General features: G+C 59.8%; 15 protein-coding genes. All 15 read right to left on the reverse strand.

The window, feature by feature from the left end; all coding sequences use genetic code 11:
- Nucleotides 1-283: 283 nt before the first annotated feature.
- A complete protein-coding gene (locus D1223_RS07265) occupies nucleotides 284-601 on the reverse strand; it encodes a DUF736 domain-containing protein (protein ID WP_119375741.1) in 318 nt (105 codons plus the stop codon).
- Between the two features lie 17 nt (nucleotides 602-618).
- On the reverse strand, nucleotides 619-864 hold the full coding sequence (locus D1223_RS07270) for a DUF2274 domain-containing protein (RefSeq protein ID WP_119375742.1): 246 nt from the start codon (nucleotides 862-864) through the stop codon (nucleotides 619-621).
- Between the two features lie 4 nt (nucleotides 865-868).
- The gene (locus D1223_RS07275; RefSeq protein WP_119375743.1) at nucleotides 869-2083 is read right to left on the reverse strand and encodes a TrbI/VirB10 family protein; all 1215 of its coding nucleotides are present in this window, start codon (nucleotides 2081-2083) and stop codon (nucleotides 869-871) included.
- A complete protein-coding gene (gene trbG, locus D1223_RS07280; protein WP_119375744.1) occupies nucleotides 2080-3078 on the reverse strand; it encodes a P-type conjugative transfer protein TrbG in 999 nt (332 codons plus the stop codon). Before trbG ends, D1223_RS07275 begins: the two co-directional genes overlap by 4 nt.
- The gene (trbF, locus tag D1223_RS07285; RefSeq protein WP_119375745.1) at nucleotides 3075-3773 is read right to left on the reverse strand and encodes a conjugal transfer protein TrbF; all 699 of its coding nucleotides are present in this window, start codon (nucleotides 3771-3773) and stop codon (nucleotides 3075-3077) included. Before trbF ends, trbG begins: the two co-directional genes overlap by 4 nt.
- A gap of 3 nt (nucleotides 3774-3776) precedes the next feature.
- Nucleotides 3777-5102, reverse strand: a complete 1326-nt coding sequence (trbL, locus tag D1223_RS07290; protein ID WP_119375746.1) for a P-type conjugative transfer protein TrbL — start codon at nucleotides 5100-5102, stop codon at nucleotides 3777-3779.
- 12 nt (nucleotides 5103-5114) lie between these two features.
- The gene (trbJ, locus tag D1223_RS07295) at nucleotides 5115-5834 is read right to left on the reverse strand and encodes a P-type conjugative transfer protein TrbJ (RefSeq protein WP_119375747.1); all 720 of its coding nucleotides are present in this window, start codon (nucleotides 5832-5834) and stop codon (nucleotides 5115-5117) included.
- Nucleotides 5819-8257: a conjugal transfer protein TrbE gene (trbE, locus tag D1223_RS07300; protein WP_119375748.1), complete on the reverse strand. Its 2439-nt coding sequence runs from the start codon at nucleotides 8255-8257 to the stop codon at nucleotides 5819-5821. Before trbE ends, trbJ begins: the two co-directional genes overlap by 16 nt.
- The gene (locus tag D1223_RS07305) at nucleotides 8254-8505 is read right to left on the reverse strand and encodes a VirB3 family type IV secretion system protein (protein ID WP_119375749.1); all 252 of its coding nucleotides are present in this window, start codon (nucleotides 8503-8505) and stop codon (nucleotides 8254-8256) included. The genes trbE and D1223_RS07305 overlap by 4 nt, the downstream gene beginning before the upstream one ends.
- Nucleotides 8505-8822 carry a TrbC/VirB2 family protein gene (locus tag D1223_RS07310; RefSeq protein ID WP_034740707.1) on the reverse strand — a complete coding sequence of 106 codons (318 nt, stop codon included), beginning with the start codon at nucleotides 8820-8822 and terminating at the stop codon, nucleotides 8505-8507. Before D1223_RS07310 ends, D1223_RS07305 begins: the two co-directional genes overlap by 1 nt.
- Entirely contained in the window at nucleotides 8819-9817 is a 999-nt protein-coding gene (gene trbB / locus D1223_RS07315; RefSeq protein ID WP_119375750.1) for a P-type conjugative transfer ATPase TrbB, read from the reverse strand. Before trbB ends, D1223_RS07310 begins: the two co-directional genes overlap by 4 nt.
- Nucleotides 9804-10307 carry a CopG family transcriptional regulator gene (locus D1223_RS07320; RefSeq protein WP_119375751.1) on the reverse strand — a complete coding sequence of 168 codons (504 nt, stop codon included), beginning with the start codon at nucleotides 10305-10307 and terminating at the stop codon, nucleotides 9804-9806. The genes trbB and D1223_RS07320 overlap by 14 nt, the downstream gene beginning before the upstream one ends.
- A gap of 3 nt (nucleotides 10308-10310) precedes the next feature.
- The gene (locus D1223_RS07325; RefSeq protein ID WP_119375752.1) at nucleotides 10311-12338 is read right to left on the reverse strand and encodes a conjugal transfer protein TraG; all 2028 of its coding nucleotides are present in this window, start codon (nucleotides 12336-12338) and stop codon (nucleotides 10311-10313) included.
- 239 nt (nucleotides 12339-12577) lie between these two features.
- Nucleotides 12578-13264: an SOS response-associated peptidase gene (locus D1223_RS07330; RefSeq protein ID WP_119375753.1), complete on the reverse strand. Its 687-nt coding sequence runs from the start codon at nucleotides 13262-13264 to the stop codon at nucleotides 12578-12580.
- A gap of 121 nt (nucleotides 13265-13385) precedes the next feature.
- Entirely contained in the window at nucleotides 13386-14450 is a 1065-nt protein-coding gene (locus D1223_RS07335) for a hypothetical protein (protein WP_119375754.1), read from the reverse strand.
- Between the last annotated feature and the right edge of the window lie 35 nt (nucleotides 14451-14485).

Below are 14485 nucleotides of genomic sequence, written 5' to 3' on the forward strand. Positions count from 1 at the left end.
ACCTCTTTTCATTTTCGGTTGTTCTTGGCGAACCACAGCGCTGTGAATTATTTCACATTCTAACCATGACTAAGGTGAACTATGACGTTGAATGCGCTTCAAACACGATTTGACGCGCCATGACCTTGATCTCCGGTCCTCAAGCTCCCTTTCCAGCCGTTCAAATACGGGCCAGTAAACATCGCCATATCTGTCGATAAGCCGCGCGACGACGTTCAGGCCATCTTCGATCTCCTCTTCCGATATGACGCGACGCGAAGGCATGATTGGCCGTCTCGATTGACTAACTCGCTGTCGGTCGCGGACGCGACCAGACGAGTTCCGCCTTGCCGTCCTGCTCGAACAGGGCTGCCCAGATCGGTTCGACAAAGCTTGGATCGTCCAGAAAGACTTTGAGATAGGGGCGCGGGCTCTGGCCTTCGGACATCTTCCTATGTGCGAAACCGAGGTCGCATTGTCCGGTCTTCACAAAGAAGTCCGGGGAGTTTTCATTCTTCTTGTTGCCGTTCGGAACGATGCGAACCTTGCGCGCCATGCTCAAGGTCGAGATGGTGCCTTCATATCCTTCGCGGGTGAGACGAAACTGACCGATGGTCGCCATGAGTGTGTACTCCTCTGCTACTTTGATGAGTTGGGATGAGAGCCGCACGCCTTGCGAGCTTTTTTGAAGCCGCTGTCGCTCGCAAGGAACGCTGCGAGCATGGACGGGATCAGCACTGCCACGGATGCTTTTTCGTTGTACGTCTCTTCATAAATCTGCGCGTACAGCTCCAGGTCCGCGTTGACGTCAGGATCGACGGCAATGGTCAGCTTGACGGGCGTCGTGTCGGGCAAGGGTCCGATCTTGAGAGTGGTGGCGCTCATACGTTCAATCTCCGTAGGGCTTCAATACGATGTCCTTGTTGACGATCACCCGCAGCCGGTAGCCGGGCCGCACCGTGATTGTTGGTTGGACGTTCAATTGCTTGGTGATGATTTGCTGGCCCGCCTGATTGATCGTGCGCTGGCCGCCGTCGCGGAGGGCTTCGAGAATTTCATCGTCATTGCTGTCGCGGCCGAGTTCGGCGCTGACGGAAAGAACCGACGACAGGATAGCGGCCTGGAACAAGCGCCATGTGTGATAGTCGATCCGGTCTTCGAGACCTGCGTAACCCGCCATGTCGACGCCCGGCAGGTTGTCGATCACGATGGAAGAACCGTCCGGCATGATGATGCGCGACCAGACGACGAGCGCGCGTGACTGGCCATAGGCGATGACGCTGTCATACCGGCCTATCAGTCGCGAGCCTTGGGGGATGAGCAGGTGTGCGCCCGTCGGCGTGTCGTAAACATTCTCCGTGACCTGCGCGATGACCTGACCGGGAAGATCGGAATTGAGCCCCGTCACCAGGCTCGCGGGAATGATCGTTCCGGCCATAACCTGATAGGGCGAGATGGGCGATTGCAGGCGATGCAGGTTGTAGATCCCGTCATCGACCTCGGCGCCGAGAAAGTCTTCCTTGCGCTGCTGGAAATTCGGATCGAGCGCGTCTGCGAATCCTGTCGAAATCGTTCTGCCTTCGTCGCCCGGACTGATGACGGACGCAAGCTGGTCGAGCCTTGTGGGCGCGCCGCCGTCTCTTGCGGCCAAGACCCGTCCGCCCTGTGCGCTGTTGTTGATGAAGAAGAGGTCAGACGTCCGCGCGTCATCTGCGGCGCTGGGGCCCCTGCTTGCTGGTCCCGTGCTCGCCACGCGCGCCGGCTGGAATCTGAAGGGGTTTTCCGGCGCATCTTCGATCCGCAGCGCGCCGATCATGGCGGCGCCAAGATCACCTGGCAGCGGCGGGCCGAGCCTTGACGGCATGTCGCCATAACTCTCGGGCAAAGACGCAAAGGCGTCGGGCATGGGTTTGTGCCGCGTATTGTAGAGTTCCGTGTGCGCCTCTTGCGCGCGATTCGGCGTGCGCAACGCCATGGCGGCGGCGCCAAGGATCAGGAGGGCGGCGACCGACGACGCCCCGATTAGGACACGCTTGTTAAAACGCTTGACCGGCCGGGGCTTGGCGCGGATCGCCAGGCTGTCGTCTTGTTCGACCGCGCTCATAGACCCGCCTTCCAATTTCTGGGAGCGGCGGTGCGTTCGATCCGAACCACCTCTTGATCGTCTTCACCGAGGCGCAGTTCGGCGACCGCAAACAAGCGGTCGACGATATAGTAAGAACCATTGATCCTGTAATTGACGAGCTGGCTGTCGCCATTGCGCCCGACGACAAAGAGCGGCGGCGCTTCGCCCTGATCGAGACGGGACGGAAACTGAATATAGACTTTCCGGCCGTCATCGAAAGCGCGCAATGGACGCCAGTGGGGTTCGTCACCTTTGATCTCATAACGGAAATTGATGCGATCAAGGCTGAGGCCGCGATCAATGACAGTACGCCCCTGCGCCTGCCGGCGGGCAGCATCGCCGCGCGCCGCGACCAGTTCTTCATGCGGATAACGCCAGGACACCGCCGCCATATAGGTTTCGCGGAAGGACGTCATTTCGATATGGTATGTCCGTTTGGACGTGGTGATGATGAGGTTGGTCTTGAGACCGGAGGCGATTGGTTTCACCAGAATGTGCGTCTGACTGGCGTCGCCAGAGCCAGAGACCGTGTCGCCCAGGACCCAGCGCACGGTGTCGCCGGCGGAAACCGACATCAGCTCTTCGCCGGGTTGGAGCGCTATGTCTGTCACCTGCTCCGGGGCAGTGTAGACCTGATAAAGCGCGCCAATCGTATAGGGGTAAATCTGGATGGCGTTGATGAAGCTTGTCGCGTCGGGTTCAACGGCGGCGCTCCGGTTCGCCTCGTCGATGGCTTCATAGGGTTTCAACTCCGGGACCGCCGCTATTGGCAATTCCGTCAGCGGTTTGAGTTGTCCGGCCATCGCGAGCGGCTCGATCCTCTCGATGATGAGGGGGGTCCTGTTCGGATCGTCCGCCAGATAGACGGCCTCCATGAATTCGGCGTCATCAAGAACGAAGTTGTCGTGGGGATTGGTGGAAGCGCAGGCGCCCAATGAGACGAGCGCGCCGATTATTACGAGAGTGCGGATCATTGATTGCCTCCTTGAGCGAGATCTTTTGACCAGTTGATGCCGTGGACGTAGAGCCCGAGCGGATTGCGATGCAGGGTTTCTTCGTCACGAGGCGGATCGAAGACGATGGCGAGAACGCCGGTATAGGTCGCCGATGACACCTGAACGCCCGACCGAAATGTTGTTTCGCGCCAGCGCAGATCGAAACTGTCTTGAGAAGACCGCACGATGCTTTGGATTTCGACGGACACTGAGCGTTTGCCGACCTCCGCGAAAGGATCGTTCTCGCGGGCGTAGTCGTTCAGGGTGAGCGCCGCCTGATCGGTCGTGAAGGCGTAGGCTTTCAACCAGTTTTCGCGCACGACAATGGGGTCGATCGACACCGACCGCACCTGTTTGACAAATTCCGCGAGCTGGTAAGCGATCTGAGCGTCAGTCGGCTTATAATCGGCGACCGCCGATTGCACGGTGCGGACGCGGCCGTCTGTTTCGAGTTCGACGACATAGGGCGTGATGATGCTTTGTGTGGACCGCCAGATGAATGCGGCTGACATGACAAAGGCGAGCGCTAAAGCGACGAGCGCAGTCAGGCGCCAGTTCTCCGCCTGCACGCGCGCCGATCCGATCCGGTCGTCCCAGACCTGCGCGGCGCGCTGGTAAGGCGTGACGGCTTCCGGCGTGGTTCCATATTTTTGCTGTTGTCTTTTCCAGAACATCGATCAGTCCTCATCCTGTTTGAGACGCGGACCGTCGCCCGACCCGCCGCGATCGCCGTCACGCAAGGCCGATGCGGCTGCGAGGCTTGCGTCTCTCTGCAATTGCTGTCGTTGAACCTGCCGCGCCCAATTCGGCGCTCCGCCCGTGGCGGCCGGGGCGGCGGCGACTTCGCCCAACGTTCCGCCTGTGGCGCCGAAAGCTGTGCGGCCTCCGCTTTCGAAGCTCCGCTTCACAGGCGCAACGGCCCGCGACGCCGCCGAGCGAGCGCCGCTCGCGAAGCTCCTCGCGCCAGCCTCCGCCATCGCGCCGACGCCGGCGGCGGTTGCACGCCATCCGTTTGCGCCGGAGGCGGCCTTGCCGAGGGAAAAGGAAGTCGCGGCGCCGCCGCTAAGAGATGCGCCCGCTTTGATGGCGCCGCCTGTTGCCGCTGCGCTTGCGCGCATAGCGCCGCCCGCGAGCGCGCCGCCGGCAATAGCGCCCGCTCCAACGCCTGCCGCGGTTCCGACGACTGCGCCAGCGCCGAGTTGCGGTGCGCCTGAAACAAGGCCGGCGGCGATGCCAGGACCGAAGATTCCAAGCGCGACGAGTGCGAGCGACGCCAGAATGACGGTCGCGGCGTCTTCCAGGGTCACGTCTCCGGGCGTGATTTCCGCCGTGACAGATCCAAAGAGAGTGGAGCCGATGCCGACAATCACCGCCAGCACCATGAGTTTGATCCCGGATGAGATGACATTCCCGAGAACGCGCTCAGCCAGGAACGACGTCTTATTCCAAAGTGCAAAGGGAATGAGAACGAAACCTGCAAGCGTCGTCAGCTTGAACTCAATGACCGTGACGAAAAGCTGGATCGCCAAAAAGAAGAACGCGAAGAGCGTGATGAGCCAGGCGAGAAACAGAATGGCGATGGTGACGAAGTTGACGAAGAAACCGACCGGGCCTGTCAGATCGCCGATCTCTTCAAGCAAGGGATGTCCGGCAGTGAATCCGGTGTCGGCGACGAAACCGGGGCGCAGCAGATCGGCGGCCGTGATGGTCGAACCGGACGCATTCAGACCAAGCTGCGCGAAGCTCTCGAAGATGACATTGGCGAGAAATGCGAAATTGTTGAGGATGAGGGCGAAGAACCCGACATAGAGAACCTTCTTGACGAAGGTTCCGATGATGTTGTTTTCCGGCCCCATCGCCCAGAAGACCCCGGCGAGGACGACATCGATGCCGATCAGGAACGCCGTCAGATAGGCGACGTCGGGACCAAGCAACCCGAAACCTGAATCGATATAGGTCGAAAAGGTCGCCAGAAACCGATCGATGATGCCGAGGTCTTCCATCGCTCTCCCCTGTCAGCGCGTGTAGGCGCTGGCTCCCCCAACAAAACGGGCGAGCTTTTCGCGGCCCTCTCGCTCGATCTGAAGATCGCGGGCGCGCGCCAGCGCGTCGGCGCGATATTGCACCGCCATCATTTCCTGCATCTGCATGGTCTGTTTGACGCCGAGCGCGGCGATCTGATTACCGGTCTGCGAAACCGAAAGATTGCCTTCAGCGATCGCCGTTTCCGCCAGCATTGCGTCGAGGGATGACGTGTCCGCCTTAAGCGTTTGAACGATCTGGGACTGAACCAGGAGCGTGTCGTTAAACGCCGAACGGGCGGACACCCATTGCATTTCCGCAGCGGTCGCCATCTGTGTGCGCGACCATGTGGAATAGTCTTCGGGGAAGTTTTCCTGAAAGAGCCGGTCGGTTTCGCTGACGACGTAGGAGATCGATCGCGCCCGGTCCATCAGGACCGAAATCTCGTTGAGGAGTCGATTGATCTCCGCTTGCGGATTGTATCCGGTACGGACGAGATTGGTCGCCTGGTTGATGAGCATGTCAGCTTCGTTCTGAAGCTGCTTCACCTGATTGTTGATCTGCTCCAGCGTGTTCGCTGCTGTGAGGATGTTCTGAGCGAGATTGGAGGGATCGATCACGATGTCTCCGATCCCGAAAATAGCGTGGGCGGGTGGCGCAATGGTCATTGGCGCGGCCGCCAGTAAGAGAGCGGCAATCATTCTGCGGCGCATGGAACATCTCCTTTTGTTGCGGGGGTGGCGGTTATGAGGTCAGCCGCCCAGGCCAGGTCGCGGGCGTGCAGCCAGTGGACGGCGAACTCTTCGGGGTGTGCGCTTTGGACTTCGTCGATGAGCTTGTGATCGGCTTTCGATGACGCGGCGCAGAAAGCGAGACTGACGGGCCCGAGATCGAGATCGAACAGACGGTTTCCCGAACGCGACTGGAAATAATAGTCCTGCCGCGGACTTGCCTCCGCGATGATTTCGATCTGACGGTCGTTTAATCCGAACGCGCGATAGGTGTCCTGCTGCTGGGGTTCGAGTGCACGGTCATTCGGCAGGAAGATGCGCGAGGGACAGCTTTCGATAATCGCGGGCGCGATGGTGCTGCCGGAGATGTCCGATAAAGACTGCGTTGCGAAAATGACCGAGACATTCCGTTTCCGGAGCACTTTAAGCCATTCGCGAATGCGCTCGGAGAAGAGCGGGTTGTCGAGAAACACCCAGGCTTCATCCAGAATGAGTAAGGTCGGTCTGCCGTCGAAGCGTGCCTCCAGCCGTTGAAAGAGGTAGGTCAGCGCGGGCGGCACGAGCGAGGGCTGGTGCATCAGCTCCTCCATCTCGAAGCATTGCCAATCGTTTTGCCCCAGTGTTTCGTTATCGGCATCGAGCAAGGCGCCATGGGCGCCTGCGAGCGTGTAGGGCGCGAGCGCCTGTTTGAGCCGGTTGGATTGCAGGAGCACCGACAGGCCGGTCATCGTCCGCTCTGCTTTCGGCGCCGCGCTCAACGATGTCAGCGCCGTCCAGACGGCGTCTTTGACATCGGGGTCGATGGCGACGCCTTCATGGGCGAGAAGGCCGGAAACCCATTCCAGCGCCCAGGACCGCTCTACATCTGCATCGATACGGGCGAGCGGCTGAAAACAAAGCCCCCTGTCTTCACCGAGCGCATAATGTTCGCCTCCCATGCCGGCGGTGATGGCGCGGGCCGATCCGCCTTTGTCAAACAGGAAGACTTGAGCCCCGGCGTAGCGCCGGAACTGAGCTGCAATCAACGCGAGCAGCACCGACTTGCCGGCGCCGGTCGGGCCGACAACCAGCATGTGTCCGACATCGTTCTGGTGGGGCACGAGCCGAAATGGGGTGTTCGAGTTCGCAGTTGCGTAGAGAAGCGGCGGGCCGTTCAAATGAGCATTCTCGACTGGGCCTGCCCAGACCGCCGAAAGCGGCATCATGTGAACGAGATTGAGTGTGTGGATGATCGGCTGACGCACATTCGCGTAGGCGTGACCGGGCAAGCCGCCGAGCCATGCATCGACGGCGTTGACCGTTTCGTTCATCGCAACGAAACCCCGTCCATTGATGATCCGCTCCACCTCACGGATCATCTCGTCAGCTGCGGCCGCATCCCCATCCATGATCGCGACCGATGTCGTCACATAGCCATAGCTGACATGATCTTCTCCGAGCGCCTGAAGCGCCGCATCGGCGTCTGCCGCCTTATTGTCCGCATCCGTATCGACGAGTGCAGAAGCTTCATTCGTCATGACCTCTTTGACGATCGCCGTCAGGGATTTTCGTTTGGCGAACCACTGACGCCGGTATCGGCCGAGAACCTTTGTCGCCTCCGATTTGTCCATCGGCAGGAAACGGGTCATCCAGCGATACGGAAATCCCAGACGATTCAGATCGTCGAAAAGGCCCGGCTCGGTTGCGTTCGGAAAGCCCTGCAGGGAGAGGACGCGCAGATGGTCGCCGCCGAGCATCGGTTCCAAGCCGCCAACAAGATCGACGCCTCCCAGAACCGCATCGAGATAGGCGGGCGTTTCAGGAGCGCAAACCGGATGGCGTTTGGAAGATAGGCTCGACTGGAGGTAAGTCAGCGTCTCGTTGTCTGTCAGAAAACGCGCTTCGGGTACCACAGAGGCGATAAGATCGAGACTGCGGTCGGTTTCAGCGATGAACCGGGCGAGATGATCGAAAGCGGCGAGCCCGGCTTCTTCCGCCGGCTTTTCAACAAACGCATCCTCGATGCGATTGACGCTGTCGGCAGGCGGCAGAAAGGCGAAGGTCAGCGTGTAGCGGCTTTCGAACAGAGCGCCGGCTTCAGTGAAGCGTCCCCTGCGTTCCTCGTCGATTAACCAGCCCACCGGGTCGCGCCACTGACTTTCCGGATAGTCCGTCGCCGGTTCGCGAGCCGCCTCGAAATAGAGCGCCCAACCGGAACCGAAACGCTTCAAGGCGTTGTTGATGCGTGAACAGACGGAAACGAGGCTCGCCGCCGTCGCGCTCTCCAGATCCGGCCCGCGAAACATCGCGGATCGCTGGAAGCTCCCATCCTTGTTCAGGACGACGCCAGGCGCAATCAGACAGGCCCAGGGCAGAAAGTCTGCAAGCCTCTTATTTGACTGCCGGTATTCCTTGAGATTCATCATGCGAGATACCCCTCATGGCGGATGTGGCGTAGAACCACGTCCATGAATTTCGGATCGCGTTTCGCCATGAAGACGCAGGCGCCGTGGGCGATGATCCAGTAGAGGATGCCGGCGACCCAGACCTGAAGCCCCAGGCCCAGCGCAGCCGCGATCGTGCCGTTGAGAATGGCGGCGTTGCGGGGGGCGCCGCCCATCAGGATCGGCTCGGTCAAAGAGCGGTGCACGGGTATGGCGAAACCTTCGGTCATCAGATCGTCGCGCCGCCGCCGAACGAGAAGAAGGACAAGAAGAAACTCGTCGCCGTGAAGGCGATGGAGAGCCCGAACACGATCTGGATCAGTTTGCGGAAGCCGCCGCCCGTATCGCCGAACGCCAGCGTCAGGCCGGTAATGATAATGGCGAGCGTGCCGACGATCTTGGCGACCGGTCCCTCGATCGACTGGAGGATGGAATCAAGAGGCGCTTCCCAGGGCATGCCGGACCCGGCCGCATGGGCGGGACCAACAAGGACGATGAGACCGAGCGTGATTGCAAGCGCGCGGCAGGTGTGTTTCGTCAGGATCATGATGAGCTTCCTTTCAGTTTGACGATTTGGCTGACGGGTGAGGAAAATGGCTCCAGGCGATAGTCATCGGCCTCGCGGCCAAGCACCCGGCTGATTGTCCGTATCCGGCGTTCCGGTCCGCGCCCTGCGATGAACACGATGAGATCGATGGCTTCGGCGATCAGGGCGTGCGGCGTCTGCGCCGTCACTTCCGACACAAGCTGTTCAAGGCGCCGGAGTCCGCCGCCTGCGGAGTTGGCGTGAATGGTGGCGATTCCGCCCGGATGGCCCGTGTTCCAGGCTTTGAGCATGTCGAGGGCTTCGCCGCCGCGAACTTCGCCGACGATAATCCGGTCGGGTCGCAGCCGCAGGGTCGAGCGAACGAGATCGGCCATGGCGACAGCGCCGGCCTGCGTCCGCAGATTGACCTTGTCCCTGGCCTCGCATTGCAGTTCGCGCGTGTCTTCGAGGATCACCACGCGATCGCCGCTCATTGCGACTTCGGCGAGCAAGGCGTTTGCAAGGGTGGTTTTGCCCGACCCGGTGCCGCCGACGATCAGGATGTTCATGGCGTCTCGGACGGCGGCCCTGAGCGCGTTGGCGTCTTCTGCACTTGTCACACCAGTCTCGACATAGTCTTCGAGCGTGAAGACGCGGGCGGCGGGCTTCCGAATGGAAAAGCACGGCGCCGTGGTCACTGGCGGGATGACGCCCTCGAAGCGTTCTCCCCCGCCCGGCAACTCGGCGCTGACAATGGGGTGGAGTCTGTCCACTTCCTGACCGATATGACTGCCGACGACGCGAATGACCCGTTCGGCTTCCGCAGCGGGCATGACTGTCCCGGTCTCCATGCGGCCGTCGCCATGGGCGTCGATCCAGATCTTGCCATCGGGATTGACCATCACTTCAACAATGGCGGGGTCATCCAACGCCTCGACGACAGCCGGTCCCATGGCGGTTTTCAGCATGGTCTCGGTTCGAAGGTAGGTTTGGGAGCGCGCGTCAGGCATCGGCATGCTCCCTTTCCGAGTCCGGGGCCGGCGGCGTCTCGTGAAGACGCATCAACTCGTCCTTGGTGAAGAAGGCGCTCTCGTCGGACATGACATCCTGGAGCGCGGCGAAGATGACGGTCTCGCCGTCCGCGAGGACGGTTTGCAGGCTCTCAATGAAGCGCTCGAAACGCGCAGCGCCCTGCGCCTGGGCGGCGCGCTTGTCTGCATCCGGCACGGGAGGAATGACGGTCAGGAAATAGCGGACGAACAGCGCGAAGGCTTCAGCCGTTATGACCTGACTGCGATTGAGGCTTTCGGCCTGCCGGGTCATGCGGTCCAGACGCCGGATCAGCGCGGCGTCCCGTTTGACTTCATGTTCGCCCATGAAAAACGCGGTGAGCGCGTCGTTGACAATCTGGGATTCATTCGATCCCGGACGTTTCGCCAGCGCCTTCAATCGGGCGTGATTGAGGGGGTCGATATAGGACCAGATGCGGGGTTTGGTGGAGGGCATCGTTCAAAAATCCATCAGGTCAATCTTGGGGGTTCCCTTGTCGACGCCGTAAGCGCGGCGCGCGGTGTCGGTCGCACGGGCGAGGTCCGCCGCGCGTTTGATCGCAACCTCATCGCTATCGCTGGCAGGCGTATCGGCGCGATCCTGTTCGGCGGCGTCGATGTCCGGTTGCGCAGGCGCGTCGATTTCCGGCTTGAGGTCCTTGCCGCCATCATCCGCATCATGACCGTTCCCGAATGAGGACCGGACGAGGCGTTCATCGACCGCGCGGCGCCGGTCTCCCCAGTCTTCTGTGCGAGATGGCGGCCGGTCCGCATAAGGCGTTCCGCGATCACCGATCGACGCCGGTGCACCCACGCGATCGGAGAAATTGGCGTCCTCGAAATATCTAAGTTTTTTCGCCCGGATCGGCGGCAAGCCGGAAACAAGGACGACCTCATCATCGGCGGGAAGCTGCATCACTTCGCCGGGCGTGAGGAGCTGGCGCGCCGTCTCCTGCCGCGAAACCATGACATGGGCGAGCCAGGGCGCCAGGCGGTGTCCGGCATAGTTGCGCATAGCGCGCATCTCGGTCTTGGTGCCGAGGGCGTCGGAAATTCTCTTCGCCGTGCGTTCGTCATTGGTCGCGAAGGCGACGCGCACATGGCAATTGTCGAGGATCGAATTGTTTGGCCCATAGGCTTTTTCGATCTGATTGAGGGACTGAGCGATCAGGAAGGCGCGCAACCCGTAACCCGCCATGAAGGCCAAGGCGCTCTCAAAGAAGTCGAGCCGGCCGAGCGCGGGAAACTCGTCGAGCATCAACAAGACCTGTCGGCGGCGATCGCCATCGATCTGGCCGTCCAGCTTCTCGGTCAGCCGGCGGCCTATCTGGTTGAGAATGAGCCGGACGAGCGGCTTGGTGCGTGAAATATCTGAGGGCGGAACAACGAGGTAAAGTGAGACCGGCTTGTCTGCATCTATGAGATCCGCGATGCGCCAGTCGCAAGCAGATGTCACCTCCGCCACGGTTGGGTCGCGATAAAGCCCTAAGAAGCTCATTGCCGTGGACAGGACGCCGGACCGCTCATTCTCTGACTTGTTCAGAAGCTCTCGGGCGGCTTGCGCGACCACGGGATGCGGCCGCGCTTCGCCATCGTCGCCCAGATGGTTCGTGGACATCATGACCCAGAGGGTTTTCTCGAAGGGGCGGTCGGGATCAGACAGAAAGCGCGCGACCTGCGCGAGCGTCTTTTCTTTCTCGGCGTAGAGAACATGCAGGATGGCGCCGACCAACAGAGCGTGGCCGGTCTTCTCCCAATGGGTGCGCCGCTCCAGAGCGCCTTCAGGATCGACCAGAATGTCCGCAATGTTCTGAACGTCGCGAACTTCGTTCGCGCCTTTGCGGACTTCCAGAAGCGGGTTGTATTTGGCGCTGCTGGCATTGGTGGGGTCGAACAGAAGGCAATGAGAGAATTTCGAGCGCCACCCCGATGTGAGCTGCCAGTTCTCACCCTTGATGTCGTGAATGACGGCGCTTTGCGTCCAACTCAGTAGGGTTGGAACAACGAGACCAACGCCCTTGCCGGATCGCGTCGGCGCGAACGCCATGACATGTTCAGGGCCGTCATGACGAAGATAGTCGTCATCGAAGCGCCCAAGAAAAACGCCGGAGGGCTTGAGCATGCCGCAAGTCTGCAAGTCCTTGCGGGCGGCCCAGCGTGACGATCCGTATGTCGTCAGATTCTTGGCTTGCCGTCCGCGCCAGACCGAGCCGATGGCGGCGACGAACGCACCGAGGAATCCGCTGCCGGCTGCAATGGCGCCGCCTCTGGCGAAAACACCCGGCGCGTAGGCGTCGAAGGCGTACCACCATTCAAACAGACGCCATGGATAGTAGACAGGGGCTTCGCCGACGTGAAACCAGGCCGGTCCGAGATAGGCGTCATAGGAAAACTGCGCGGCCACCCATTGCGTCGACAGCCAGACACCGCAAACAATCGTGCAAAGTACGATAATAATCTGTCCAACGAGTATTGATTGCGGCGACACGGGGCATCCTCATAAATTCTGATGAAGACAGCTTCGTGCTTGGAGCAAGGACTCGTCTACTCCGGAAAGAGTATAGAAATTTGAACAAGATCAGGGCGTTCAGTGGGATATTCCGCTGCAATCCGCTTAGAGTTAGGGTCGGTAGAAGTATAGTCGGTCTGTAGTCCGACAGATAACGCCTTGTTCGACGTTCAATGAGGTTTTTTAAGGAAAACTGAGAGCGGAGACGTCAGGCGCTGCTATTCGAACAAGTCGCCTTCGGGCTTGATGCAGTCCGGTCCCTGATTGCGTGCGTCATTCACATAGGCGTTGACCTTATGCGCCGCCATCCATTCCGACGGACACGGCTTGAGCATCTCAACGGCAATCTCCGGCGGTGCATTGAACCAGGCGTCGAGCTGATCCGCACCGAGTATGACTGGCATCCGATCATGCAGCTCGGCCATGAAATCGTTTGGCTCGCAAGTGATCGTGGTGCAGGTCAAATGGATCTCTCCCGTTTCCGGGTCTTTCCATTCGTCCCAAAGCCCTGCCATTCTGAATGCTGGCTCCTTCGCAGGATAGATGTAGTGCGGCGGATCGCCTTTCTTGCGCGGCCGTTTCCACTCGAAGAAGTTCATCGGGATAATGCAACGCTGACTTTTCTTCCATGCCGACCGGAACGTCGCTTTTTCCTGCAATGTCTCGGCGCGTGCATTGTGGGTACGAAATTTCTTCTCCGAAAGCGGTTGCTTCCACCAACTTGGCACGAGGTCCCATGTTGCTTTCTCAATGACGCGCTCGCCGTCTCTCAACCGGACAATATGGACCGTTGTCGTCGGCGCGATGTTGTAGCAAGGCTCAAGATTGGTCGTCGGGGCGCCAATTGCGCCTGAGAGTTCGCATATCTCTGAAAAGGTAAGGCTCTGATCGCCGCGTCCGCACATCTTCCTAGGTTAGCAAATGATGGTGCGTTGCGCTATTTTCCAACGTCACTACCGCCAAATGTTCTGCCGAATTGGGTTGTTTGGCCCCTTGGTCCTGAATTCGGACGTCACCCAGCGGCGCCTATTTTGCGAATGCCGGTCCGTTGAAATCCCCATCGTTGTTAAACAGGCAGGTAAAATCTCCTGCCTTGATGGACGCTTCGATCTCGTCGCGGGTCGCGCGTTCCGCCTTAATGTTGTCGATAGCGTAGCCAATTGTCCGTTCGAGCAACGCTCCGCGCACAGTGCGGTCGAACGGCGCCATCTCAGGCGCAGGCGAGCGCGTCGCGCGGATATTCGAGGTCTGCTGGAAAAGATTGGTTTCCGTGTGAAATATTGGCCGCGGATCGAGATGGAGGTTCAGATAGGCGAGTTCCGCCGCGATCTCCCGCGCTTGCAGTTCCGAGACCGGGCCGGAGATCAGCTTCGCTTTCTCGTGAAACCAGTTCATTGCGCCGCCGCTATCGTTGAACACCGCAAAAACGGCGAAACCGTCGAGCCGCAGCATCAAGGTCTGTCCTTCAGAGAGGTCGACAAAATCGAATCTCTCCGCCGACAGCTCAGTGCGCGTCGGTAGGGTGAGGAATGAACCGGTCGCCGCCTGATCGACATGCGCCCCATTGTAGAAGCAACGCACAAGGCAATGCAGGTGGTGTAGCTCTTCCCAAGTGTGAAAATCCGAAATGCGCTCATCGCCGAGCCTTGCATCACGATGCCATCGGAACGAACGGTCCTTCAAGTGGGTCTTGAGAAAGATCAGACCCAGCCAGACGATAATGTTGAGAAGTCCGCCATTGGCGGCGTAGTCGTTGAAAGCAGTATGGCCTGCTCGCACAAGCTCACTCATGGGCGTTTCTATCTCGCGCCCCATCAGCGAGTTACATTCCGCGCAACATGGAATCTTGAGCCGGTCATATCGAAATTGCTGACCATTTGAGAGCGTCATCGCGCATGTGTGGAGGTCGTAACGGCGTAACATCCAATCGGGAATGACATGCTCATCGTTGAACGGTTTCGTTCCAGGCCGCGCACCACAGATGAAACAACAATCGCCGAGGCAGATGTCATCGACGAACCGCCGGGTGCTGAAGAAAATTACTTTCCCGTCGTCGTCAATGATCGATCCGTCGTTTGTCTTCGTCCACATCGTTTCGCGCTCTCTGCGTCGGTTTCCTGCTTATG

Source organism: Henriciella mobilis (assembly GCF_003576285.1).
GTDB classification, from domain to species: domain Bacteria; phylum Pseudomonadota; class Alphaproteobacteria; order Caulobacterales; family Hyphomonadaceae; genus Henriciella; species Henriciella mobilis.